Genomic DNA, 23,995 nt, shown 5'->3' with positions numbered 1-23,995 from the left:
TCTTTCTGTCCCTGGGACAGCGCCAGCCTTACGCCGCGGTCTTGATCGCGGCGTCGCGCACACCCGGCTCGACCTCGTCGGCGAACTGCTTGAAGTTCGCCTCGAAGCGCTTGGCGACTTCGTGGGCGGTCTCGTCGTAGGCGCGCTTGTCGCTCCAGGTGTTCTTCGGCTGAAGCACGTCGGCCGGCACGTCCGGGCAGGCTTCGGGGATGAACAGGCCGAAGTTGGGGTCGGGGCGGTGCGGCGCGTCGGCCAGGTTGCCTTCCAGCGCCGCGCGGATCAGCGAGCGGGTGTGGCCGATCGACATGCGCTTGCCCGTACCGTACGCGCCGCCCGACCAGCCGGTGTTGACCAGCCAGACGTTGGAGCCGTGCTTGGCGATCTTGTCGCCCAGCAGCTTGGCGTATACCGCGGGGTGGCGCGGCATGAAGGGGGCGCCGAAGCAGGTCGAGAAGGTGGCCTGCGGCTCGGTCACGCCCTTTTCCGTCCCGGCGACGCGCGCGGTGTAGCCGGACAGGAAATGGTACATCGCCTGGTCCGGCGTCAGCTTGCTGATCGGGGGCAGCACGCCGAAGGCGTCGGCGGTCAGCATCACGATGTTCTGCGGGATGCCGCCGATGCCCGTCTCGCTGACGTTCGAGATGAAGTCGAGCGGATAGGAGGCGCGGGTGTTCTCGGTGTAGCGGCCGTCGTCCAGGTCGAGCACCCGGGTCTCCGGGTCCATCACGACGTTCTCCAGGATCGTGCCGAACCGGCTGGTGGTGGCATGGATCTCCGGCTCGGCCTGGGCGCTCAGGCGGATCACCTTGGCGTAGCAGCCGCCCTCGAAGTTGAAGATCGAGGTCTCGGACCAGCCGTGCTCGTCGTCGCCGATCAGGGTGCGGCTGCCGTCGGCCGACAGGGTCGTCTTGCCGGTGCCGGACAGGCCGAAGAACACCGCGGTGTCGCCCTTGGGCCCGATATTGGCGGAGCAGTGCATCGGCAGGACGCCCTTGGCCGGCAGCAGGTAGTTCATGACGCTGAAGATGCCCTTCTTGATCTCGCCGGCATAGGAGGTGCCGCCGACCAGGATCAGGCGCTTCGCGAAATTGCACAGGATGAAGACGTCGGACCGGGTGCCGTCACGCTCCGGCACGGCCTTGAAGTCGGGCACCTGGAGCACGGTGAATTCCGGCGCGAAATGCATCCGGTCCTCCGCCGAGGGGCGGATGAACATGTTCTGGGCGAACAGGTTGTGCCAGGCGTGCTGGGTGACGATGCGGACCGGCAGGCGGTATTCCGGGTCGGCGCCGGCGTAGAGGTCCTGGACGAACACCTCGCGGCCCTGGAGATATGCCGCGACCCGGCCATGCAGCCGGTCGAACTGCTCCTCGGTGATCGGCTTGTTGACGTTGCCCCACCAGATGTCGCCGCTGGTCGAGTCTTCCTGCACGATGAACTTGTCGTTGGGCGAACGGCCCGTGTGCTGACCGGTGATTGCCACCAGCGGTCCACCCTTGGCGAGCGTCGCCTCGCCCCTCACCAGCGCCTGTTCATAGAGCCCGGCCGCGCTGTAGTTCCAGTGCGCCGCCTTGAGGCCGGACAGGCCCAGATAGTCAAGGCCGTTGCTGCTGATGGTCGGTCCGAATTGCTTCACGGTCATTCTCTCCACGTATTTTCTGTCCGGTTTGCCGGATTACAGTCGGCCTTGTCGTCAGGCCTGAGTTTCCCCTCGAGTCCGGCGTGCCTGCCGGACCAGATCGACGAGTTCCCTCCGGGCACTCTCCGCATCGAACACGGGGCTGCTGAAATCCAGCCGGGCGGTCCGCCCCGCCAGACGCAGGTCGCATCCGTCGGGATCGATGCCGGTAAGCTTCCAGCCGCCGCCTTCACGGCCCAGCAGCACGGTCGCGTACAGTTCGACCGCGTCGGCGTGGTCCTCGTTCATATGCTGTACGATATCCGCCTCCCGCAAAGCCAGTGTCTCGATATCTGGGAGACGAAAAAGCAGGTCGTCGCCCGGGATCCAGCGGATCCGGCCGAACCCCGCCACGAGATGGGCACTCTCGACCGCAACCCGGTAGATCGCGAAATCGCCGAATCCTGCGTACAAGGATGCGCTTTCGTGTCGCGCCAGGAAACGGACACGATGACGCGGGTCCCCGCTGCGCTCCGCCCGGCCCAGCACAGACACCCGGGAGCCGGCCAGCGGCTCTTCCAGGCCGGCCGTCCCGTCGAACAGCAGCCCGACGCGCGGGTCCACCTTGATGTTGGCGGTGTGGTCCGCCAGATCAGAGATGAGGAGCAGGGGAGAGGCGTCGTGGTCGAGCGCCGTGAGCACCAGCGACGGATAGGGCCAGCCGCCCGCGTCGCGCTGGGCGGTGGACAGGGTGGCGCGGTCTGCCGCGCGCATCACGCGGCGGGCCGTGACGGCGGGACCGGGACTGGTTCCGGTATTCGGGGCGGGGTCCGGGGCCGCGCCCGGTCCAGTGCCGTTGTTCATCGAAGCCACCCGCCTTTTTCCGGGCCGGTCCAACCCCTGTCGATGGGGTGAACCAGCCCTTTTTTGCGCCGCAATGGTGCCATATTGGCAAACCAGAGTGCCGGCGCGGAAGAGGGATTTTCCGCATCCCGACGGATGCTCCACTTCGAGGCGCAGAGGAGACTGACGTTGCCGCAAACTATCGCGCTGGTTGATGACGACCGCAACATCCTGACGTCGGTGTCGATCGCGCTGGAAGCCGAAGGCTTCGAGGTCCGGACATACACGGACGGCGACGAGGCCCTGCGGGGCCTGACCGCGAAGCCGGTCGACCTTGCCGTGCTCGACATCAAGATGCCCCGCATGGACGGCATGGAGCTGCTGTCGCGCCTGCGCCAGGTCAGCGGGCTGCCTGTCATCTTCCTGACCTCCAAGGACGACGAGGTCGACGAGGTGCTGGGCCTGCGCATGGGCGCCGACGACTACATCAAGAAGCCGTTCAGCCAGCGCCTGCTGATCGAGCGCATCCGGGCGCTGCTGCGCCGGGAGCAGATGCGGCGGGACAAGTCGGCGGGCGGCGAGCCCAGCGCGGTGATCGTGCGCGGCGACCTCGTGCTGGACCCCGCGCGCCACGCCTGCACCTGGAGGGGGCAGCCGATCGAGCTGACGGTCACGGAGTTCCTGCTGGTCAAGGCCCTGGCCGTGCGCCCGGGCCATGTCAAGAGCCGCGACCAGCTGATGGATGCCGCCTATGGCGAGCACATCTATGTGGACGACCGCACGATAGACAGCCACATCAAGCGGCTGCGCAAGAAGTTCAAGGCGATAGACGGCGACTTCGGCCAGATCGAGACCCTGTACGGCGTCGGCTACCGATATCGCGATGCCTGACGACGGCGTGGCCTCCCGGGTGCGGTCGGCGGCGCCGGTCGGGCCGCGATCCCGCTCCCCGTCCCGGGCCGACCCGGCGGAGGCCCGCCGGCGCGACGGAGCCGACCGGGCGCAGCCGCGCCGGTACCGGCGGACGCTGTCGCCGCTGACCCTGCGCATCCTGGCCGTCAACGTGCTGGCCCTCGCCATCCTGGTGGGCGGGCTGCTCTATCTCGGCCGTTACCAGGACCGGCTGATCGAGAGCGAGCTGGAGGCGCTGCGCACCGAGGCCCGGATCTTCGCCGGCGCCATCGGCGAGGCCGCGGTCACCCGCGGCGGCGACGAGACCAACGAGCTGTCGCACGAGCTGGCCCGCCAGATGGTCCGCCGGCTGGTCGAGACGACCGACACCAGGACCCGGCTGTTCGACCCGTCGGGCACCCTGATCGCCGACAGCCGCGTGCTGATCGGACCCGGCGGCGTCGTCCAGATCGAGGAGCTGCCGCCGCCGGTGCAGGGCGGCCCGGTGTCCCGCATCGCGATCGACCTGTACGACGGGATCGTCAACGCGCTGCCGTCGCGCGACAAGTTCCCGGTGTTCCGCGAGGGGCCGGTCCAGGTCGCGGACAAGTACGCCGACGTCGTCCGGGCGCTGGCCGGCGACGTCAGCGCCAGCGTCTGGACCACCCACGACCACGGCATGATGCTGACCGTCGCGGTCCCGGTGCAGCGCTTCAAGCAGGTGCTTGGCGCGGTCATGCTGTCGCGCGGCGGGGTCCAGATCGACGCGGCGATCCGTTCGGTCCGCCTCGACATCCTCAAGGTGTTCGCGGTGGCGCTGGCGGTGACGGTGCTGCTGTCCTTCTATCTCGCCGGGACCATCGCGCGGCCGATCCGCAAGCTGGCGGTGGCGGCCGACCATGTCCGGCGCGGTCACGGCCGGCACCACGAGATCCCGGATTTCAGCCGGCGCGGCGACGAGATCGGCGACCTGTCGGGCGCGCTCCGCGACATGACGGCGGCGCTGTGGCAGCGGATGGACGCGATCGAGAGCTTCGCCGCCGACGTCGCCCACGAAATCAAGAACCCGCTGACCAGCCTGCGCAGCGCGGTCGAGACGGTGGCGCGGGTGCGCGACCCGGATCAGCAGCGCCGGCTGATGTCGATCATCGAGGACGACATCCAGCGCATGGACCGGCTGATCAGCGACATCTCCAACGCGTCCCGGCTGGACGCCGAGCTGAGCCGGGCCGAGGCGGAGCCGGTGGATATCGGCCGCATGCTGCGCATGCTGGCGGACATCCACCAGACCACGGCGGCGGAGCGCCAGGCCCCCCGCGTCCAGCTGGAGCTTCCCCCGGCGGGCGACCTGACGGTGCCCGGACTGGAAGGCCGGCTGGTGCAGGTGTTCCAGAACGTGATCGCCAACGCCGTCTCCTTCTCGCCGCCGGGCGGCGCCGTGACGGTCCGGGCGGCCGTGGTCCGGGGAACCCCGGAGGGCGAACGGGTCGAGGTCACGGTGGAGGACGACGGCCCCGGCATCCCGGACGGCAAGCTGGACGCGATCTTCGACCGCTTCTACACCGAGCGCCCGGCGGGCGAGAAGTTCGGCACCCATTCCGGCCTGGGGCTCAGCATCTCCAAGCAGATCGTCGACGCCCACGGCGGCGAGATCTTCGCGCGCAACCGCCGCGACGGACGGGACGAGGTCCGCGGCGCGGTCTTCACGGTGCGCCTGCCGCGCGCTTGAGCCGCCCCCATCCGAACCTTGCCGCGGGAGACCGTTCGGGATTATCGTGTCGATGGTTGCAAAAGGCGGCGGCGATGAGCGGCATCATGGGAATCGCGCTTTCGGGCGCGGCGGTCGAAACCCGGCGGATCGACGCGAGCGCGTCGAACATCGCCAACGCGCGGACCACCGGCAGGCTTCCGGAAGCGGGATCGGCCGGGGGCCGGTCCCCCTATGTGGCGGTCGCGGCGACCCAGGGCGACGTCCGCGGTCTGGAAGGGCAGGGCGCCGGCGTCCGGGGCGGGGTGAAGCCGCTGTCCACCCCGCTGGTCGCCGAATACGACCCGTCGTCGCCGGACGCCGACGCCAAGGGCATGGTCGGTGTGCCCAACGTCGATGTCGGCGCGGAGTTCGGCCAGCAGATCCTGGGCGCGCGCGCCTACTCCGCCAACCTGTCGATGGTCCGCGCGACCGACGACATGACCCGCGACCTGCTCAGGATGCAGGCCTAGGGGTGACCAATTCCAGCGCGATTGGACGGGCCGGTCATTCTGTTTTGGTTCCCGATTCGGACCACGTTCTGCAATTGATCCCTACCTGTGCCTTTTTCGAGTCGCTTTTCCCGGAGTGATCCGCCCATGTCAGCGGCTTTCCAGCCCGTTCCGCTCGTCGGCATTCCCGCCTGCGTCCGTCCTCTGGGGCACCACCCGTTCCATATCGCCGGGGACAAATACATCCGCGCGGTCTCCGACGGTGCCGGGGCGCTGCCGATGGTGATCCCGGCGCTGGGCGGCTCGCTCGACCTGGAGGATCTGCTGGCGCGGCTCGACGGGCTGCTGGTCACCGGCAGTCCGTCTAACGTGGAACCGGCGCGTTACGGCGGACCGGCCAGCGTCGCCGGCACCCTGCACGACCCCGCGCGGGATGCCACCACCTTGCCGCTGATCCGTGCGGCGATCGCGGCGGCGGTGCCGGTGCTGGCGATCTGCCGCGGCATCCAGGAACTGAACGTCGCGCTGGGCGGCACGCTGCACCAGCGGGTCCAGGAACTGCCGGGCCGCCTCGACCACCGCGCCGACGATACCCGGCCCGTGGAGGAGCAGTACGCCAAGGTCCATCCGGTGCGCCTGACGCCCGGCGGGGTGCTGGCGGGCATCCTGGGGGATCGGGCGGGGACAGGGGAAATCCGCGTCAACTCGATCCATGCCCAGGCGATCGACCGCCTCGCCGAGGGGCTGCGCGTCGAGGCCGAGGCGCCCGACGGGATCATCGAGGCGGTCAGCGTGACCGGGGCCGCCGCCTTCGCGCTGGCGGTCCAGTGGCATCCGGAATGGCGCTTCCGGGAATGTCCGGACAGCACCGCCCTGTTCCGGGCCTTCGGCGCGGCCTGCGCGGACCGCGCCCGCGGCCGGAAGGCGGATCGTCCGCGGGCCTGAGCGGTCGCGGGCCTGAAGAATCAGCCGGTCCGGGCGATCCGGGTCAGCAGGTCGATCAGGACGGACTGCTCCGCCTTGCTGAGATCCTTGACCATCTCGCGCTCGTGTGCCCGGACCCGCGGGATCAGCTCCTCCACCAGGGCGGCGCCCTCGGCGCTGAGTTCCAGCGCGTAGGACCGCCGGTCGTTGGGCGAAGGCGCGCGGACGACCCAGCCGCGGCTTTCCAGGCGGTCGATCACGGCGACCATGGTCGAGCGGTCGATACCGACCGCTGTGCCCAGCTCGGACTGGCTGAGGCCCTGGTTCTCGCAGATCAGGATCAGGACGCCGAACTGTCCCGGCGTGATGTCGTGGGGGGCGACCGCGCCCTGGAAATTCTGGAACACGGCGATCTGGGCCTTGCGCAGGTTGTAGCCGACCAGATCGGGCAGCAGGCCGAGGGCAAGCTTCGGCTGGCGGGTATCCCGGGCGCGCGGACGCTTCAGGACTTGTGGTCTCGCGGTGTCAGGCAAGTTTGCTCCCTCGATGTGGCTCCCGGCGCGTCGAGGCGCCGGTGCGCGGAGCGGGGTGCCGAGTCGGTCCCCGCGTCAGTCGGATGAAACGCCTTCGGGCATGGTTTATCGCATATCCCTAAAGTAAGAGAATGGTGATCCCCTCGTAACGCACCTTGCGCGGGGGTGGCAACCGCTACCATGTCGCAGGGGCGGGTTCGGATTTTCACGCATGGCAGATATGCGTATATCGCATTGGTCCGGAGCGGCCGGTCCGCCACCTTGCTGGACGAAGTGAGGCCTCTTCCCCTGGAGGCAGTCGCCCGGCCACCGGTTTCCCCTGCCGCATCCGGGCTCCCGCAACGGAGCTTCAGCGCCCGGCCACCCCCTTGGCCGGGCGTTCCCGCGGGACGCCGGACCGTCAGCCCGCGGTCAGCCGGTCGACGAAACGGTCGATCTGGACCTGGACCGCGTTGAAGCTGTCTTCCAGGCTGCGGATTCCCTCGTGCAGCCGGTGGGCCGCCTGGCCGTTGCGCTGGGCCGACTGGGCGACACCTTCCATGTTGCTGCGGAGCCGCTGGGTGCCGCCCGCCGCCTGCTGGACGGCGCGGCTGATCTCCTCCGTCGCGGCGTTCTGCTGTTCGACCGCACCGGCGATCGAGGCGCTGATCTCGCTGATGCTGACGATCACGCCGGCGATGCCGTCGATCTCCCGGGCGGCGTCGCCGGTCGAAGCCTGGATCGCGCCGACCAGCCGCGAGATCTCGTCCGTCGCCTTGGCGGTCTGGCCGGCCAGGTTCTTCACCTCGGTCGCGACGACGGCGAAACCCTTGCCGGCCTCGCCGGCCCGCGCGGCCTCGATCGTGGCGTTCAGCGCCAGCAGGTTGGTCTGGCCCGCTATATTGGAGATCAGGGTCAGCACGTCGCCGATGCGGTTGGCGTCGTCCACCAGCTTCTTCATGCGCTCCACGGTGCCGACGACGCGCTCGTTGGCGCTGCCCGAGACATTGTGGGAAGCGTGGGCCTGGGTGGATATCTCGGAGATCGAGGCGGCGAGCTGCTCGACGGCGGCTGCGACCGTCTCGACGTTGGAAGTGACCTCGGTCGTGGCCGAGGCGGCTTCCTGGGTAAGGTTGGCATTGTCCCCGGCGCTGGACGCGACGTCGCCGACGGCGTGGCTCATCTCCCCGGCGGTCCGGTTGACGCTCGCCAGAAGCTGGCCGACATCGGTGTCGAAGCTCTCCGCGACCGAGGCGAGCGCCTGGCGGCGCTGGACCTCCGCCTCCGCGCGCAGGCGGATCTGCTCGGCTTCCAGCCGGGCCTTCTCGATCGCGTTCTCGCGGAAGGTCACGACGGCGGCGGCCATGCGGCCCAGCTCGTCCTTGCGGTGGGTCACCGGCACCTCGACCTCGGTCCGGCCGGAAGCCAGCGTCGTCATGACCGAGGTCATGTCGACGATCGGCAGGGTCAGGCCGCGGACGATCAGCACCAGCACGCCGCAGACCAGCAGGAGGGCCGCGGCGCAGACGCCCGCGATGCGGATCGTCTGGTCGCGGATGTCGTCGTAGATCCGCTGGGGGGACAGGCGGACCTCGACCGAGCCGATCGTCTCCTCGCGGGAGCCGCTGCCGCGCACGATGTCGGCCCGCCGGACGATGGCGCCGTCATCGTCGGCCGCCGCGGCGCCGTGGCTGACGAAGACCCGGCCGTCCTTGTCGGAGATGGCGCTGCCCAGGTAGTCGGGGTCCGATTCGAGGGCCGCCAGGGTCGCCTCGCCCGCGCCGACGTCCATGTTCCAGACCGCTTCGCCGGCACCGCCGACCAGCACCTTGGTGACCATCTGGGCGCGCTCGGACAGGGCGTTCTGCGCCTTGGTCATGTTCATGTAGGCGACGCCGACCGTGGTGCCGAGCGCGATGGCCGTCAGCAGGATGATGATCGGCACGATAACCCTGATCATCAAGCTGCGGTTGTAGAAGCTCAGCATGCCGTGAATCCCCTTGCTCGCTTTGCGCGTCCCGAGCGCCTAGATCGTACGCGAAAGAGCATAAACCTGAAATTGCCACTGAAATTTTAATATCATGATTGTTAATGTTCCGTGATGCGATTATCGGCGCACATCCGGATCGCGCGGCCGGAGCCCGCGGCTTTCCGCGGGATCGTCAAGGAACCGGGATCGCCGACCATCCCCCTGCGGGCAGGTCGAACCGGAGCACCTCGGCATTGCGCGCCGGCCCGCGCTGATCCGCCGCAAGCAGCAGGGAAAGAACGCGCGCCACTCCCTTGCTGCCGATCAGCAGCGGCAGGTTGTTCCGGCGGGCCAGGATGTCAGCCAGGGCGCCGCCGACCCGGTCGCGGAAATCCGATTCGGCTTCGCCTCCGGGAGGATCCTCCCCGGCGTCGAGCAGCGGCTGGGTGGCCGCGATGTCCAGCCCGTTCCAGTCGCCCAGCCGGCGCTCGACCAGCCCGTCGTGGAAGGTGACCGTGCAGGCGATGCCCGCGACCTCGCGGACGATCTCGGCGGTGCGGCGGGTCCGCCGGAGCGGGCTCGCGACGATGGCGTCGATCGAGCCGGCCGACGCCCGCAGCAGCTCGCCCGCCGCGCGGGCCTGGGCCTCGCCCAGCGTGGTCAGCGGGATGTCCACGTCCCCGCCGCAGCGCACCTTGCGCCGGTTGAATTCGGTTTCGCCGTGACGCATGAAGAGCAGGGCGCGCCCCGCCTCGACGATGTCGGCCATCTCGCTTCCCTTCGCAGCATTGATCGGGAGGTTGGGGTATCGACCGGCCGGCCACGCTGCGCCGCTCGGATCAGAACTGTTCGATGAAGCGGGCGGCGCGGCTCCATTCCTCGGCGAGGCGCGGGCCGTGGCCGGCGATCGCCGCCGCGTCCCCGGCGGCTCCCGCCCGCTCCAGGTCCTCGCACACGCCGGCGAGCGCCGCCGCGCCGACCATTCCGGAAGCGCCCTTCAGCTTGTGGGCGTGCCGCTTGACCACGTCGGCCGGCTCGCCGGACCGGATCGCCCCGGCCAGCGCGTCGTGGACCGGCGCGCTGGCCTGGACGTAGCGCGCCAGCAGCCCGCGGATCGCCTCGTGGTCGTCGCCCAGCAGTTCGCGGAAGCCCCGGGTATCGATCGGCGGCTCGGCAGCCGGCGGAGGATCGGGCGGCGCGGTCCCGCCGGCGGGTTCCGCGGCGTCATCGTCCGCGTCGGCATCTTCGTCGGCGCCATCGTCGGCGCCATCGTCGGCCAGGTCGTCCCCGTCCAAGCAGTCGCCGTCGGGTTCGCCGTCCGCTTCGGGCAGCCAGCGCGCCAGGGCGCGGCCCAGGCGCATGGTCTCGACCGGCTTGGTCAGGCAGTCGTCCGTGCCCCCGGCGATGCAGCGTTCCACGTCGCCGGCATGGGCGTTGGCGGTGATGCCGACGATCGGCAGCCTCGGGCCGCCCGCGGTCTCGCGGTTCCGGATCGCCATGGTCAGCTGCATGCCGTCCATCTCCGGCATGTCGCAGTCGGTCAGCAGCAGCACGTAGGGCCGCCGGTCCAGGGCCGCCAGCGCCTGGACCCCGTCGTTGACCGCGTCGGCCTCGCAGCCGAGCTGGGCGAGCTGGAGCACGATGACCTCGCGGTTGATCGGGTGGTCGTCGGCGACCAGGATCGGCCCGCCGGGCGCCAGCCTGACCTGCTCCTCCAGCATGCCGGCGTCGGGCTGGTCGGCGCTGTCCTCGGCCAGCCGTCCGGCCGCGACGGCGACCATCCGGTTGAGCCCGCCGCGCCGGAACGGCTTGGCGTCGGAGCCCAGCCTCACGCGCGGCACGGCCGGCAGGGCGGAGCCGGCCGCCACGCCCGAGTCGAGCAGGATCACGGCGGTGCGGTCCGGGGATCCCGCTCCCGCCGCCGCCATCCAGGCCGCGGCCGAGGCCGCGTCGGCGAATCCCGCGACCGAGGCGCCGTCGGCCTGGAGATAGCGCGCCGCGACCGCGCGCTCGTCCTCCTCCGGCACGATCACGACCACGCCGACCCCGTCGAGGTCCACGAGGCCCATGGCGTGCTCGGTCCAGGCGCCCTCGACCACCGGCAGCGACAGCTCGACCCTGAAGGCGCTGCCCTTGCCGGGGGCGCTGTCCACGCCGATGGTGCCGCCCATCAGCTGGGCCAGCAGCCGGCAGATCGACAGGCCGAGCCCGGTTCCGCCGAACCGCCGGGTGGTCGAGCTTTCCGCCTGGGTGAAGGGCTGGAACAGGCGGGCCGCCTGCTCCGGGGTCAGCCCGATGCCGGTGTCGATGACCCGGACCAGGACGTTCGCCCTGCCGTCGCGCACGCCGTCCAGGTCGATCCTCAGCGTGACCGAGCCGCCCGCGGTGAACTTGATGGCGTTGCCGACCAGGTTGAACAGGATCTGGCGCAGCCGCATCGGGTCGCCGATCAGCCAGCGCGGGATCGCCGGATCGATGAAGGTGACGAGGCGCAGCCCCTTCTGCCAGGCCGCCGGCGTCAGGGTCGCGGCGACGCCCTCGACCGTGTCGGTCAGGGTCATGGGGACCTGTTCCAGGTCCAGGCGGCCGGCCTCGACCTTGGAGAAGTCCAGGATGTCGTCGATGATGCTGAGCAGCGACACGCCGCTTTCGCGGATCACCGCGACCGAGCGCCGCTGGTCGCTGTCCAGCCGGCTGCGGCTCAGGATGTCGAGCATGCCCAGCACGCCGTTCATCGGCGTGCGGATCTCGTGGCTCATGGTGGCGAGGAAGGTCGACTTGGCGCGTGTCGCGGCCTCGGCCTCCTCCTTCGCCTGGCGCAGGGACGACTCGGCCTCCTTCAGGCCGGAGATCTCGAACAGCCACACGACGATCACGCCGCGGCCGTCGAGCACCGACGGCTCCCACGACATGATGGTCCAGCGGATCTCGCCGTCGGCCCGCCGGAACGCGGTCTCGACGCCGCGCACGCAGGCGTTGGCGTCGAACACCTCCAGGCAGGCGCCGTGCTGCGCCGGGTCCAGGTAGAGCCCTTCGAAGTCGGTCGTCAGCAGCTGGTCGCGGGTGCGGCCGAACAGGTCGCACAGGCTGGGGTTGGAGAAATGGATGCGGCCCTGCCGGTCGATGATGCAGACGCCGACCGGGCTGGTCTCCAGCAGGTGCAGCAGGCGCAGCTCGCTGTCGTGCAGCGCCTGGACCGCCTGCTTGCGTTCGCGGCCGATCGTGACCAGCGCCACGAAGTTGATCGCCGCCTCGACGAAGTTGACCTCGTCGTCGGCCCAGGTGCGCGGAGCCCCCCGGTGCTCGCAGCGCACGACGCCGACCTGGCGCTGCTCGACCTGGACGCAGATATGCATCAGCGACGTGACGCCCGACGGGCGGAGCACCGGGTCGAGCAGCTCGGCGACGCGGATGTCCGATTCGACGTCGGCCACCACCAGCGAGCGGTCGCGCATCAGCGCCCGGCGGTAGAGCGGATAGTCGTTCAGCGGCAGCGCGCCGCCGCCGGTCTCGTCGCCCGCCGCGGCGCGGCAGGCCTGGTGCTGGGCGACCCTGGTCAGCGCCGGGCCGTCGGCGGCCTCCTCCATGATCCAGATGCTGACGCTGTCGATCCGCAGCGTCATGGCGATCACGCCGGTGATGTTGGTCAGCGCGCGGTCGAAGTCGGACAGCCGCATCGCGTCGAGCTTCGCGATCTCCTGCAATGCCGTGGTCTGGCGCAGCAGGCGGATGCGGTTGTCGCGCAGATGCTGCTCGGTCCGCTCGCGCACCTGGATGTCCAGGACCAGCCGCTCCTCGGTCCGGCGCAGCTCGTCCAGCGTGCTTTCCAGCCGGGCGGCATAGGCCTGGACGTTCTCCAGCAGGCCGCGGTTCTGGCTGGTCGCGATGTCGTAGAAGCGGGCGAGCTGGAGCAGGATCACCTGCATGTCGAGCACGCAGTGGCGACCGTCCGGGAAGGCCACGACGACCGGCTCGTAGGACTGGCCGCCCGGCCGGAGCAGGGCGATCTGCGCCGCCATCTCCAGCCGGTCGTTGGAATCGAGCCGCAGCGCCTGCATCCGCTCCGTGCTGACCATCTGCGCGACCGGCCGGCCGGCGTAGAACTCGCGCCCCAGCGGCCGGGCCAGGCATTCGGTGAACCGGCCGCGCGGCACCATGCCGGCATGGCGCCCGCTCCGGCTGAGCAGGATGCCCGGCAGGGTGGGGTGGGCCGCGAACAACTCCTCGATCCGCTCGACCGGGGTGTCGCTCTCGACGGTCAGGTCGTGCCCGGGCAGGTTGCCCAGCACCGAGTCGATCTTGAGCCGAAGCCCCTCGACGCCCGGCACCTCGCCGGCGCCGTTCTCCCCCGGGACGGCGTCCGCCGCGCGCGGCGTCTGCTGGACGGCCGGCCGAGCCGTCATGGCGCTCACGCCCTCTGGGTCGGCTGGGCCGCGGGGACCGGCGCGCCGGCGAACAGGTGGCGCGGGGTCGCCGGCGGGTTGAGGCAGGTGAAATGATGCGCCGGGCCGCGCCCGAGCAGCCATTCGCGCACGAAATGGATCTGGTTGACGTCGCTGAGCGCCGGGGTATGCCCGGTGTTGGGCACGAACACGGCGGTCACGTCGGGCTTGGCGGTCATCTCCTCGACCGTCTCCGGCAGCAGCGCGTCCGACACCATCCCGCGCAGCACCAGCACCGGTAGTTCCAGGCGGGCCCAGTCCTCCCGCTGGTCCAGGCTGACCTGGGCCTCCTCGGCATAGGCCTGGAGCGCGCGCGGATCGTGGCGGTAGATCCGGCCGCCGTGCCCGTCGGACCACTTGGTCTGGAAGAAGGTGTTGTGCAGCAGTTCGTCCTCGGTGACCGGCCCCTCGTTCTTGGCCGAGGCGCCCAGGCGCCGGAACAGGTCGGCCGGCCGCCGGAAGACGTAGTGGCGGGCGACCGCCTCGGCCCGCCGCCGCCGCCGCTCGGCCGGCATGTAGGGGCCGATGTCGTTGAGCACCAGCCGCTCCACCAGGTCGGGCCGCCGGGCCGCCAGGGCCATGCTGACGCTGCCGCCGAGCGAGGAGCCGATGATGCTGGCGCGCGGGCAGTCCAGGTAATCGAGCAGCTGGACCATCGCCTCCACGTTGGTCTCGATCGTGTAGTCGCCCTGGCTCGGCATCCAGCCGCTCATGCCGCGTCCCGGCCAGTCCAGGCAGACCACGTGGAAATCCTCGCACAGCCCCAGCGCCAGGTAGTCCCAGCGCCGCGCCGTGTTGGCGATGCCGCCGACGCAGATCACCAGCGGGCCGTCCGGATCGCCCCAGTCGGTGAAGGCCAGCCGGATCGGGGTGTCCTTGACCTGATGGGCCGGCCAGTGCCCCTGCAGCCGCTTGGGATGGATGTAGTTGTAGAAGCACTGGTCGAACCGGCCGTCGAACGGCGCCGCGGTCCGTCCGGCCAGCAGCTCGTATTCGTCCCACGTCATCGCGTCGCCCCACGACAGCAGGGAGAAACCGCCGTCGTTGCCGGAGCCGTCGGGGATCACCGCGAGGTCGTCGGGGGTGAAACCTTCATGGATAGCCGAAGTCATACAGTCGTCTCCTGCTCTGATGCCTGGTCCGGACCGGCCGCGCGGCCCGCCGGCAGGGGAGTGGGAATCAGCGCATAGGCGGCCAGCAGCACCATCACCGAAAGCGCCGCCATGGCGCCGAGCGCCGTCAGCGCCGGACCGTAGCCGTAGCCCCCGACGAGCCAGGCCGCCGCCATCGGGCCGGCGAACAGGCCGACCCGCTCGCACACGCGGTAGATGCCGAGCACGGGGGTCCGGCCGAACCGGTCGATCTCCGCGCGGGCCACCCGGAACAGCACCGTCACCTGGGGCGACATCCCGATCGCCTGCGAGGTGCCGAGCAGCGTCACGGCCGCCACCGCGGCCGCCGTTCCGGACAGGGCCGCCAGGTCGCCCCCGGGTCCCCAGACGGGAATGATCATCATCGACGCGGCCGACAGGGCGATGCCGGCCGACGTGAACAGCATCGGACGGCCGGTGCTGTCGACCAGCCGCGACCAGGCCGTCGCGGTCAGCGCCAGGATCAGCGAATAGATCATGACGATGCGGGCCGTCTCCGTCGGCGACGCCGCGGCGTCGTGGAGGTACAGCGGCAGCACATAGAAAAGGAACGCCCCGTTCACGAGGCGAGACGGCACGGCGGCGAACGCGACCAGGGCGACCAGCAGGGGGTTGCGCAGCAGCGCCTGCGGTCGGAACGGCAGGCGCGGGGCCGACTCGCGGTGCGCCTCCAGGAACAGGGCCAGCACAAGGGCGCAGGCGGTGACCGCGGCGGCGGCGAAGAAGGCCTTGTCGAATCCGGCCGCGTCGGCGACGGCGCTGCCCGCGAGGGTGCCGCAGATCGTCCCGGCGAAGAAGGCGCTGAGATATTTCCCCGAGGCCTGGGTGCGCGCTTCCGGCCCCATGATCCGCAGGATGCCGTCCTGGACCAGGATCATGACGATGCCGTACCCGAACCCGCCGACCCCCCGCCACAGGGTGAGTTCATGGACGGTTCCGGCCAGGCCGGCCAGCGCGAGGCCGGTGCCCGACAGGGCCATGGCGGCCAGGATCAGCGTCCGGTGGGTACGGCCCCGTTCCCACAGGCCGGTGGTCAACTGGGCGGCCGCCACCATCAGCCAGAAGGCCGACACCGGCAGGCCGCTGGCGACTTCCGGCGACAGGCCCGGCCATGCCAGCGGCAGGTTGCGGGCATGCACGGGTAGAAAGGCATTGGAGAAGGCATCCGCGGCGATGAAAAGGAAGAAAGCGCCCCGGATCAGGCGGAGTTGCCGTCTATGCGCCCCTTGCACGGCGGCTGATGCGCCATGGCTCTCTCTTTCGGTGCTCTGATCGTCTTGCGGTAGAGAGGTATTCCGCAGAGAGCCCGTAAGATTTTGCGGAGTCATGAATCTCACAACTAAACAGGATTACATCCGTAAAATATTCTAACTTAAATTTATAGGATAGTTTTATGGCTTACAACCTATTTTTTCGTGATTCAGGTTTTGGATTTGCTCTTCTATGGTCATCAAGTTACGTTGTATGCGACTTATGGTAAACTTACATGCCTAAGTATGCATTGCAAAGGGTGCATGATGAAGGTGAGATACCTGCTTTCCGCGCTTCTGTGCGCAGTTCTTTCCTCGCCATTCGGCGCCACTTCGACGGCGGCTGCCGATAAGAGCGTTCTGCTCGTGCTCTGGAAGGGGATGACCGACTCGGAGAGGGCTTTCCAGGCCAGGCTCACGGAACTTGGCATCACGGCGACGTATCGCGAGGTCAACGCCAACCAGGATCGCGCTACTCTTGCGGCCGGCATGCAGGCGCTGGAACCGGACATCGCGAGCAAGTCCTTCGATGCCGTCTATACCTATGGGACCGTCGCCACACAGGTCGCCACTGGCGTGATACGGGACCGCGCGCCGATCGTCTTCGACATCGTGTTCGATCCGGTCGGGGCCAAGCTGGTGAGGTCGCTCGGTGAACCGGGCGGCACGGTTACCGGGGTGACCAACGGCGTACCGATCGCGGCGCAATTCGACGCCTTCACCAAACTGAAGCAGATCAGAACGCTGCTGGTGCTGTTCAACTCCCGCGAGCCTAATTCGAACATCGTCGAGAATGACGTCCGCACATGGGCCGAGAAGCATGGCGTCAATGTGACGTCCCGCCGAGTCACCCCGGGCAATGATTCCCTTAAGGAAGTCATGGCGGAAATAACTTCCGGCAAGGTCAAGCCGGACGCCGTCTTCGCCGGTGCCGACAACTACCTGGCATCGGTCGCCGGTGAAATCCAAGCTGCGGTCGGCGGCATGGTGCCCCTGTTCGGCGGGACCCAGACCTACGTGAAGGCGGGTTAGCTTGCCGCCTACACACCCGCGGTCAACGATATGGGATTCACAGCCGCGGAACTGATGGCGAAGGTGCTCAACGGCATCGATCCCGGCACCCTGCCGGTCGTGCTGCCCACGCCGAAATTTTTCATCTCCAAGCATGCTGCGGCAAAGCATGGCGTCGTCATGCCGCCCGATGCGGTTCTGGAGAATTGAGTCTGAGATCTGAATACCAGGCCGCGGGTCGGATCGAGAGCGGGGGGGCCTTGCCGGTCCTGGCATCCCGTGAGGAGTGACGGAGCGCACGGCCGTTCACCCCTGACGAGCGCACGCCCGAGGCACGGGACCGCGCGTCAGGTCTGGCAGATGCATAGGACCACGCAGCCATACGAAGGTTGTCGTAGAAATAATACTGCATTGCAACAAAAGAGTGTTCTGGCGACTTGAACCATTTTTTCCAAAACGAGGATTTTTGAATTGCTCCTAAATGGTAGTCAAGTTACCATGAATGCGACTTAAAGTAACACCAAATACATAGATATGTTAACGAGGGTTGTATCATGAAGGTTCGCTTCCTGTTTGCCGCCCTGATGGGCGCGCTCGTAGCACTGCCGCTCTCCGCCGTTCCCGCGGCGGCACAGGAGAAGAACATCCTGTTCGTACTGTGGAAGGGGTTCACCCCCTCTGAAGAGGCCTTCAAGGTCAGGCTTGCGGAACTGGGCATCAAGGCGAACTACCGCGAGATCAACGGCAACCAGGATCGCGGCGCGCTGGCTTCCGCCCTGCAGGCACTCGAGGCTGAAATCGGGGCCAAGGCCTTCCACGCGGCCTATTCCCATGGGACGCCCGCCACCCAGGTCACGACCAGCGTCGTCCGCGACCGCATCCCGGTCGTGTTCGACATCGTGGTCGATCCGGTGGGCGCCAAGCTCGTCAAGTCGCTTCAGGAGCCCGGCGGTACCGTGACCGGCGCCACGAACGGCGTGCCGATCGCGGACCAGTTCGACGCCTTGACCAAGCTGAAGCCGGTCCGGACCCTTCTGGTGCTGTTCAACTCCCGCGAGCCCAATTCCAACATCATCGAGAACGAGGTCCGCAGCTGGGCCGAGAAGCACGGCGTCAATGTCACGTCCCGCCGCGTCACCCCCGGCAACGAATCGCTCAAGGAAGTGCTGGCGGAAATCACGTCGGGCAAGCTCAAGGTGGATGCAGTCTATGCCGGTGCCGACAACTATGTCGGATCGGTCGCGGGCGAGATCCATGCCGCGATCGGCAACATGGTGCCGCTGTTTGGAGCCACCCAGACCTACACCAAGGCCGGCTGGCTCGCGGCCTACGGGGCATCCGCAACCGACATGGGCATCACCGCCGCCGAGCAGATGGCAAAGGTGCTCAACGGCGCCAACCCCGCCACCCTGCCGGTCCTGCTGCCGAAGCCGAAATTCTTCATGTCCAAGGCTGCGGCCGAAAAGCATGGCATCACGCTGCCGCCCGACGTCATCCTGGACAACTGACCGTCTCCCGTAGACCGGAACGGCTTGGCCCCATGGCCCGCCGGCATGCGAATGCCGGCGGGCCATGGGGTTTTGCTTTTCAGAGGCTTGAACACCGACTCCCTGAAGGACCCGGTCGTGGTGCCGTGGAAGCCCGGGGCCGGCCTTCGCCCCGCCGGAGCACCGGGGGAATGGCCGCGAGCCGAAGGCGGACCATTCCCCCCGGCGAGCAGCCGTTACTTCTTCGGCGGGCACGCCGTCGGCGGAGACTCGACCGGCCCGCTGACATGGCCCGACAGGTACTTCAGCGCATCGCCCAGCGTGCTCGCCCAGACCGGCCATTCATGGTCGCCCGCGACCACCCGGAAGACCGCCTTGCCCGGCTGGTGGCGGTGCAGGTCCCGGAACAGGACGGCCGCGTGGTAGGCGATCTCGAACCGGTCGATGTCGCCGCTGTTGATGTAAAAGGGGACCACCAGCGGTTGGGCGCGGTAGCCGTCGAACAGGGTGCGCCAGCTCAAGCTCTGCCATGTCTCCGGATCGAACTTGCCGTCCTTCTGGAAGGGCGGGTCCTTCATCGCCGACGAGGTGGAAGGCGGCAACGGTTCGTAGACCGCGGGGCTCAGCGCGCCGGCGGCGGCGAACCGGTCGGGATACTGGAAAGACAGGCGGGCCGCGGCGAGGCCGCCCGCCGACAGGCCCGCCACCAGGCGGCCGGAACGGTCGGCGATCGTGCGGAACCGGCGCTCGACCTCCGGCAGCAGTTCGGTCATCAGCACGGTCTGGGATTTCTCCGCGTTGGCGTCCACCCACCACATCTGCTTGTGGCCGGGCATCACGACCACCGTCGGGGGGACGGCTCCCCCGGCGATCAGCGCGTCCAGGGTCGATTCGGCCTTGCCCTTGACCAGCCAGTCATGTTCGTCGCCATTGGCGCCGTGCAGCAGGTACAGCACCGGATAGGACAGGCACGCGTCGGCGTAACCATCCGGCAGATAGACCGTGAAACGGTAATCGCGGCCGAGCGTCGGCGAGGCCAGGCTCTGTTCGAGCACGGTGCCCGCCAGCGCCGGCGCCGCGGCGAGCCATGCGGCGAGTGCGGCGCCGGCCCAGACGCCGCACGGCAATCCCATGGAGGTTGCCAGGGCGGCAAACCTCGGTCCAAATCGCTTCATTTCCGTTCCCCTCTCCGCGCAGTCCCGGCCCAACGCGATGCTCCGGGTAATCTTGCCGGGTTCAGCACCTTAGCCATGGTTGCATTGGCATGGTAGTGCTCAATATAAGGGGCAGAGGCGATAATCATTGCACCTATACGAAATATCACTTAGAATGCTGATTAACCTGGGTTGCAAGACGTCTCCCGCTCCGGACGCCTTGACGCAACACCGTCGATTTCCTTCGCGTCTTTTTCAGCAACCGGTGGCGTGCCGCCCCGATGGCGAAGCCAACGGAAAGGCCCCGATGCCGCCGGTGATCATGCATGATCGAGGTCTCCCCAATGGCTCAAGCCATCACCGCATCCCGGACCGAGCGCCTGCTCGTCGTCGAGGACGACGAGTTCAGCCAGCAACTGATCGAGCTATACCTGCGCAAGGCCGGGTTCACCGAACTGACGGTCGCCAACGACGGCCGCCAGGCGCTCGACCTGGCCAAGGCCAACACCTTCGACCTGATCCTGCTCGACCTCAACCTGCCGCGGATCGGCGGGACCGAGGTCGTGCGCCGCCTTAAGAAGGAAGGCCTGCTGGCCAACACTCCCGTCGTGGTGATCTCCGCGATCACCAACATGGAAGACACGATCCAGTGCATCGAGATGGGCGCCACCGACTATCTGGCGAAACCCTTCAACGTGATGCAGCTGCAGCAGCGGGTGGATGCCTGCCTGGAGCGGCGCCGGCTCCGTCAGGAGGTGGCGGTCGCCCGCGAGAGCCAGGCGCTCGACCGGCGGGCCGCGCGGGCGCTGCGGGCGGCCCTGGCGCGGCAGGGCTTCCCGCCACCCGGCCCCGGCTTCCCGGTGGACGCCGCGATCCTGGCGGAACCGGCGTCCGGCGCCGCCGGCGCGGAGCCCGGGCTGGGCGGGGACTTCCACGACATCCTGCCGGCACCCGGCGGCGGCACCTGTTTCCTGGTCGGCACCGTTGCCGGCTCCGGGGTCGCCGCCGTGCTGACCGCCGCGCGCGTCCGGGCGCTTGCCCGCGCCGCCGTGGAGAAGGGCGGGAACCCGGCGGAGGTGGTCGCCTCGGTCGGACGGGAACTCCACGGGGGTTTTCCGGTCGGCCTGTTCGTCGGCCTGTTCCCGGCCAAGGGCGGCGCCCTTCGCCACGCCAACGCGGGCATGCCGGCCCCGGTGGTGCTGAGCGGCATGCTGGGCGTCCTGCCGCTCGCCGGCCGCCGCGGCCCGCCGCTCGGCGGGGATGGCGGCGAGGAGGGAGCTTCGGGCGGCGAGATCTCGCTCCAGCCCGGCGACGGGCTGGTGGTCTATACCCGCGGGCTGGCGGATGCCGCCGACCCCGCGGGAGTCACGTTCGGCGAGCAGCGGCTGCGCGGCGTGCTGGAGAGCGTGCTGTCCGCACCGCCGGAAGCCGTCGCCGCCGGCTTGCGCGAGGATGCCGCCGCCTTCGCCGGCGCGGGCGGGCCCAAGGGCGACGTGACCATCGTCGCCCTGCGCCTGCGCGGCTGAGCCTACGCCCGCGTCAGGCGGTGCCCGCCCGGTCGTTCCGGTGCGACAGGAAGAAGCGCAGCATCTCCCGCGTCGCGTCCGGTCCGGTCGGGTCGGTGTAGGACCCGGACGGGCTGCCGCCGGCCCAGGCGTGCCCGGCCCCGGCGATCGTCCAATGCTCGCACAGCACGCGGCCGGAAGGGTCCGCATGGACGGTGCGGCTGAAGGCTCGCCCGCCCGGCGCCTGGCCCCGCTCGACCGTCGCGCGCAGCCCCGCCTTGCCCGCCGCGGGATGCGCCACGGCCTGGGCCGCGACCGCGTCGCCGTTGCTGGGATGGACGGTGCCGTCCCGGTCGCCGTGGAAGACGATGGCGGGCACCGTCCTGCCGCTGCTCCCGGTGTCCGCCCCCATCCCCGGCGCGGTCCCCGGCGCCCCCTGCCGCATGGCGGCGAAGGCGGAGGGCAGATCGCGGGCGGCGCCGCTGGGCAGGCCCGAATGCACCCCGATCGCGGTGTAGAGGTCGGGATATGCCGAACCCAGGATCGCGGCGGTCGCCCCGCCGGCGGACAGCCCGGCGACATAGACGCGTTCCGGATCGACCGGATGGTCGCGCATGACCTGCCGGGTGATCCCCGCGATCAGCGAGGGCTCGCCCCGGTCGCGGCCCTGGTCCTCCGGCTTGAACCAGTTCCAGCATTTCTGCGCGTTGGCGGAGGAAGGCTGCGCCGGGTAGGCCACTAGGAAGCCGAGCTCCTCCGCCGCCGCGTTCATGCGGGTCCCGGCCGCGAAATCGTCCGGCGACTGGGTGCAGCCGTGAAGCATGACGACCAGCGGCATGGGCCGGCCGGTGCGGTTGGCGGGCACGTAGAGCTTGTAGTCCCGCGTCCCGGCCGGGCCGGCATGGGATTTCGCCTCGAAGGAGGCGCCGTCCGGCAGCGGATCGGAGGCCGGCGGGGGGAACCCGCCGCCGATGTCGAAGCCGGCCGGCATGCCCCGGGCGGCGAGATCGCGCAGGGTCTCGCCCAGCCCGGGCAAGGGGCCGGAGCGCGGGCGCGGATGCAGCCTTCCCGCGAACTTCGCGGACGGCCCGGGAGCGGGCTGCGGCTTTTCCCCGTCGAGATGCACCGGCTCCACGTCGATCACGGTGGAGGACGAGGGTTCCGGCGTGGAGGCGGCGGGCGCCTCGCCGCCGGTGCCGTTCAGCAGTCGCTGGATCAGGGTCGTGGCCTCGGCAAGCTTGCCGGCGGCGGTCAGGCGGGTCGCCTCGGCGAAGTCGGGAGGCATGGCGGAGGAGAATCTGCTGTTCATGTCGGGTGCTTTCTGTTCCCGGAAGTCGGGCCGGGGAGGCGTTACTTGATGCGGTCGGCCAGGGCCGACTTGACGGCGGCGCTGGCATGCAGGGCGCCCAGGACGGTGAGCGAGGCGATGGTGGCGCGGGCCAGTTCGGGCGTGACGTCCTGGGCGATGGTCGCCAGTCCCAGGATGCGGACGTCGAGCATCTGCCCGGCATCCCGCGCCGCTTCGAGATCCGCGCGGGTGAAGTGCCGAAGGCCGAGATCCACGCTCTTGCGGGTCACCGCCTGCCGGACGACGTCGGCGTGGCGCTCGATCTGGTTGCGAATGGCGGTCCGGATGAAGTCGGTCCGGTTGGAGTAGAACCCCTCCTGCACCAGCAGATCGACGTGCCCCAGGTCCACGTAGCCCAGGTTGATCGTGATCTTCTCGCTGTCCGGCCCCTTCGGCCGGATGTCCTGAACATTGTTCGCCATCTCATCTCCATCCGTTCACCATCCAATGAGATGGTAATTCGGGTCTGCGACAGGGAATGTCAAGGGCCGGCGCTCGATGCGCCTCGCCGGGTGCGGATTATTCCGGCACGGCCGGGGCGCGATGCTGTATGGTGCCGCGCCACCCCGTCCCGTCCCGTTTCCGTTCCGAGCCCGCCTTGCGTATCGCCACCTGGAACATCAACTCCGTCCGGCTGCGGCTGGACCTCCTGCTGCGCCTGATCGACGAGAAGAACCCCGACGTCATCTGCCTTCAGGAAACCAAGACGGTCGACGAGACCTTTCCCCTGGCGCCCCTGGCGGAGCGCGGCTACGTCCATGCCCAGGTCCACGGCATGAAGGGCTACAACGGCGTCGCGATCCTGTCGCGCCGGCCGCTCGCCGGCGGATGCGTGCGGCACTGGTGCGAGCGCCAGGACTGCCGCCATGCCATCTCCGTGGTCGACGGGATCGAGATCCACAGCGTCTACATCCCCTCGGGCGGGGACGTTCCCGATCCGGCGGTCAACCCCAAGTTCGAGCACAAGCTGCGCTTCCTGGACGAGATGACGGCATGGTGGGCGGCCGAGCGGACGCCGGACCGGCCGATGGTCGTGGTCGGGGACTTCAACGTGGCGCCGCTGGAGCACGACGTCTGGTCGCACAAGCAGATGCTCGACGTCGTCTCCCACACTCCGGCGGAGGTCGAGCGGCTGAATGAGATGCAGCGGTCGGTCGGCTGGGTGGATGCGGTGCGCCGCTTCGTGCCGGACGACCGGAAGCTCTACACCTGGTGGAGCTATCGCGCGAAGGACTGGTCGGCCGCCGACCGCGGGCGCCGGCTGGACCATATCTGGGTTACCGAGCCGCTGGCCGGCAGCCTGCGGGGCCACGAGGTCCTGCGCGAGGCGCGCGGCTGGGAGCCGAAGCCGTCCGACCATGTCCCGGTGCTGATCGATCTGGACGTATAGGGAAGCCGGCGGCCGCTTCCGGAGCCGGAAAAGAAAACGGCCACCGCGGGGGGCTCATGCGGTGGCCGATAGATCCAGCCGGGGCCGGGCTGGAGACGCCCATTAATGAGGGCGCCTGCGTGAAGGGCTTTTCGTCGGTCTTGGTGACCGCGCTGTAGGGGCCCTCCGCATGGGACGGATATAGGGGCGGAAAGTGGCGAAATTTAGGTGCCGTGACAACGACTTGGGTCCCTGAAACCGGCGCTCGGGGAAAATCCTTTGCGCCAGAGGCGGTTACGGTGAGGCAACAGATCGTTCCGCA

Annotated in this window: 18 protein-coding genes and 1 pseudogene; 8 read left to right on the top strand and 11 right to left on the bottom strand. The window is 69.1% G+C overall.

Annotated elements, in window-relative coordinates; all coding sequences use genetic code 11:
* Positions 1-28: 28 nt before the first annotated feature.
* On the bottom strand, positions 29-1,642 hold the full coding sequence (locus tag DPR14_RS24160; RefSeq protein WP_192499144.1) for a phosphoenolpyruvate carboxykinase: 1,614 nt from the start codon (positions 1,640-1,642) through the stop codon (positions 29-31).
* Between the two features lie 51 nt (positions 1,643-1,693).
* A complete protein-coding gene (locus tag DPR14_RS24155; RefSeq protein WP_158048329.1) occupies positions 1,694-2,482 on the bottom strand; it encodes a HugZ family pyridoxamine 5'-phosphate oxidase in 789 nt (262 codons plus the stop codon).
* 168 nt (positions 2,483-2,650) lie between these two features.
* Here DPR14_RS24155 and DPR14_RS24150 point away from each other — a divergent pair, with 168 nt between their 5' ends.
* The 4 genes from DPR14_RS24150 to DPR14_RS24135 all read left to right on the top strand — a co-directional run bounded on the left by DPR14_RS24150 (position 2,651) and on the right by DPR14_RS24135 (position 6,496).
* A complete protein-coding gene (locus DPR14_RS24150; RefSeq protein ID WP_158047421.1) occupies positions 2,651-3,352 on the top strand; it encodes a response regulator transcription factor in 702 nt (233 codons plus the stop codon).
* Positions 3,345-5,081 (top strand): stimulus-sensing domain-containing protein, encoded by a 1,737-nt coding sequence (locus DPR14_RS24145; protein WP_158047420.1) that lies wholly within the window; start codon positions 3,345-3,347, stop codon positions 5,079-5,081. The genes DPR14_RS24150 and DPR14_RS24145 overlap by 8 nt, the downstream gene beginning before the upstream one ends.
* An 86-nt stretch (positions 5,082-5,167) precedes the next feature.
* The gene (locus tag DPR14_RS24140) at positions 5,168-5,572 is read left to right on the top strand and encodes a flagellar basal body rod protein FlgC (protein ID WP_192499142.1); all 405 of its coding nucleotides are present in this window, start codon (positions 5,168-5,170) and stop codon (positions 5,570-5,572) included.
* 126 nt (positions 5,573-5,698) lie between these two features.
* Positions 5,699-6,496: a gamma-glutamyl-gamma-aminobutyrate hydrolase family protein gene (locus DPR14_RS24135; RefSeq protein ID WP_158047418.1), complete on the top strand. Its 798-nt coding sequence runs from the start codon at positions 5,699-5,701 to the stop codon at positions 6,494-6,496.
* A gap of 20 nt (positions 6,497-6,516) precedes the next feature.
* Here DPR14_RS24135 and DPR14_RS24130 read toward each other — a convergent pair whose 3' ends face one another.
* The 6 genes from DPR14_RS24130 to DPR14_RS24105 all read right to left on the bottom strand — a co-directional run bounded on the left by DPR14_RS24130 (position 6,517) and on the right by DPR14_RS24105 (position 15,688).
* A complete protein-coding gene (locus DPR14_RS24130; protein WP_192499141.1) occupies positions 6,517-7,008 on the bottom strand; it encodes a MarR family winged helix-turn-helix transcriptional regulator in 492 nt (163 codons plus the stop codon).
* 400 nt (positions 7,009-7,408) lie between these two features.
* Entirely contained in the window at positions 7,409-8,974 is a 1,566-nt protein-coding gene (locus tag DPR14_RS24125; protein ID WP_158047417.1) for a methyl-accepting chemotaxis protein, read from the bottom strand.
* A gap of 175 nt (positions 8,975-9,149) precedes the next feature.
* Positions 9,150-9,725 carry a histidine phosphatase family protein gene (locus tag DPR14_RS24120; protein WP_158047416.1) on the bottom strand — a complete coding sequence of 192 codons (576 nt, stop codon included), beginning with the start codon at positions 9,723-9,725 and terminating at the stop codon, positions 9,150-9,152.
* 70 nt (positions 9,726-9,795) lie between these two features.
* Positions 9,796-13,359, bottom strand: a complete 3,564-nt coding sequence (locus DPR14_RS24115; RefSeq protein ID WP_192499140.1) for an ATP-binding protein — start codon at positions 13,357-13,359, stop codon at positions 9,796-9,798.
* Positions 13,360-13,364: 5 nt separating this feature from the next.
* Complete coding sequence (locus tag DPR14_RS24110) at positions 13,365-14,510, bottom strand: alpha/beta fold hydrolase (protein ID WP_158047414.1); 1,146 nt, start codon at positions 14,508-14,510, stop codon at positions 13,365-13,367.
* Complete coding sequence (locus DPR14_RS24105) at positions 14,507-15,688, bottom strand: MFS transporter (RefSeq protein WP_246148550.1); 1,182 nt, start codon at positions 15,686-15,688, stop codon at positions 14,507-14,509. The genes DPR14_RS24110 and DPR14_RS24105 overlap by 4 nt, the downstream gene beginning before the upstream one ends.
* Before the next feature lie 357 nt (positions 15,689-16,045).
* Here DPR14_RS24105 and DPR14_RS24100 point away from each other — a divergent pair.
* Positions 16,046-17,020 (top strand): annotated as a pseudogene (locus tag DPR14_RS24100) (ABC transporter substrate-binding protein).
* A 344-nt stretch (positions 17,021-17,364) separates the two neighbouring features.
* Positions 17,365-18,318, top strand: coding sequence for an ABC transporter substrate-binding protein (locus DPR14_RS24090; protein ID WP_158047410.1), 954 nt, complete (start codon positions 17,365-17,367; stop codon positions 18,316-18,318).
* Between the two features lie 215 nt (positions 18,319-18,533).
* Here the strand turns inward: DPR14_RS24090 and DPR14_RS24085 are convergent, their stop codons facing one another.
* Positions 18,534-19,472, bottom strand: coding sequence for an alpha/beta hydrolase (locus DPR14_RS24085; protein WP_158047409.1), 939 nt, complete (start codon positions 19,470-19,472; stop codon positions 18,534-18,536).
* A gap of 323 nt (positions 19,473-19,795) precedes the next feature.
* Between DPR14_RS24085 and DPR14_RS24080 the strand changes: the two genes are divergently transcribed.
* Entirely contained in the window at positions 19,796-20,977 is a 1,182-nt protein-coding gene (locus DPR14_RS24080) for a SpoIIE family protein phosphatase (RefSeq protein ID WP_192499137.1), read from the top strand.
* 13 nt (positions 20,978-20,990) lie between these two features.
* Here the strand turns inward: DPR14_RS24080 and DPR14_RS24075 are convergent, their stop codons facing one another.
* Complete coding sequence (locus DPR14_RS24075; protein WP_158047407.1) at positions 20,991-22,265, bottom strand: extracellular catalytic domain type 1 short-chain-length polyhydroxyalkanoate depolymerase; 1,275 nt, start codon at positions 22,263-22,265, stop codon at positions 20,991-20,993.
* A gap of 41 nt (positions 22,266-22,306) precedes the next feature.
* Positions 22,307-22,726, bottom strand: coding sequence for a CopG family transcriptional regulator (locus DPR14_RS24070; RefSeq protein WP_158047406.1), 420 nt, complete (start codon positions 22,724-22,726; stop codon positions 22,307-22,309).
* Positions 22,727-22,902: 176 nt separating this feature from the next.
* Between DPR14_RS24070 and xth the strand changes: the two genes are divergently transcribed.
* Positions 22,903-23,694, top strand: coding sequence for an exodeoxyribonuclease III (gene xth / locus DPR14_RS24065; RefSeq protein WP_158047405.1), 792 nt, complete (start codon positions 22,903-22,905; stop codon positions 23,692-23,694).
* Positions 23,695-23,995 lie beyond the last annotated feature (301 nt).

It is taken from the genome of Skermanella pratensis (assembly GCF_008843145.1).
Classification (GTDB): domain Bacteria; phylum Pseudomonadota; class Alphaproteobacteria; order Azospirillales; family Azospirillaceae; genus Skermanella; species Skermanella pratensis.
This window is presented reverse-complemented; position numbering and strand designations above follow the sequence as displayed.

Bases quoted from the DNA above. Each gene is read 5' to 3' on its own strand.
- DPR14_RS24080 (WP_192499137.1), top strand. From the start codon at position 19,796: ATGGCTCAAGCCATCACCGCATCCCGGACCGAGCGCCTGCTCGTCGTC.
- DPR14_RS24140 (WP_192499142.1), top strand. From the start codon at position 5,168: ATGGGAATCGCGCTTTCGGGCGCGGCGGTCGAAACCCGGCGGATCGAC.
- DPR14_RS24115 (WP_192499140.1), bottom strand. From the start codon at position 13,359: ATGACGGCTCGGCCGGCCGTCCAGCAGACGCCGCGCGCGGCGGACGCC.
- DPR14_RS24155 (WP_158048329.1), bottom strand. From the start codon at position 2,482: ATGAACAACGGCACTGGACCGGGCGCGGCCCCGGACCCCGCCCCGAAT.
- DPR14_RS24145 (WP_158047420.1), top strand. From the start codon at position 3,345: ATGCCTGACGACGGCGTGGCCTCCCGGGTGCGGTCGGCGGCGCCGGTC.
- DPR14_RS24125 (WP_158047417.1), bottom strand. From the start codon at position 8,974: ATGCTGAGCTTCTACAACCGCAGCTTGATGATCAGGGTTATCGTGCCG.
- DPR14_RS24135 (WP_158047418.1), top strand. From the start codon at position 5,699: ATGTCAGCGGCTTTCCAGCCCGTTCCGCTCGTCGGCATTCCCGCCTGC.
- DPR14_RS24085 (WP_158047409.1), bottom strand. From the start codon at position 19,472: ATGAAGCGATTTGGACCGAGGTTTGCCGCCCTGGCAACCTCCATGGGA.
- DPR14_RS24110 (WP_158047414.1), bottom strand. From the start codon at position 14,510: ATGACTTCGGCTATCCATGAAGGTTTCACCCCCGACGACCTCGCGGTG.
- DPR14_RS24160 (WP_192499144.1), bottom strand. From the start codon at position 1,642: ATGACCGTGAAGCAATTCGGACCGACCATCAGCAGCAACGGCCTTGAC.
- DPR14_RS24120 (WP_158047416.1), bottom strand. From the start codon at position 9,725: ATGGCCGACATCGTCGAGGCGGGGCGCGCCCTGCTCTTCATGCGTCAC.
- DPR14_RS24075 (WP_158047407.1), bottom strand. From the start codon at position 22,265: ATGAACAGCAGATTCTCCTCCGCCATGCCTCCCGACTTCGCCGAGGCG.
- DPR14_RS24090 (WP_158047410.1), top strand. From the start codon at position 17,365: ATGAAGGTTCGCTTCCTGTTTGCCGCCCTGATGGGCGCGCTCGTAGCA.
- DPR14_RS24070 (WP_158047406.1), bottom strand. From the start codon at position 22,726: ATGGCGAACAATGTTCAGGACATCCGGCCGAAGGGGCCGGACAGCGAG.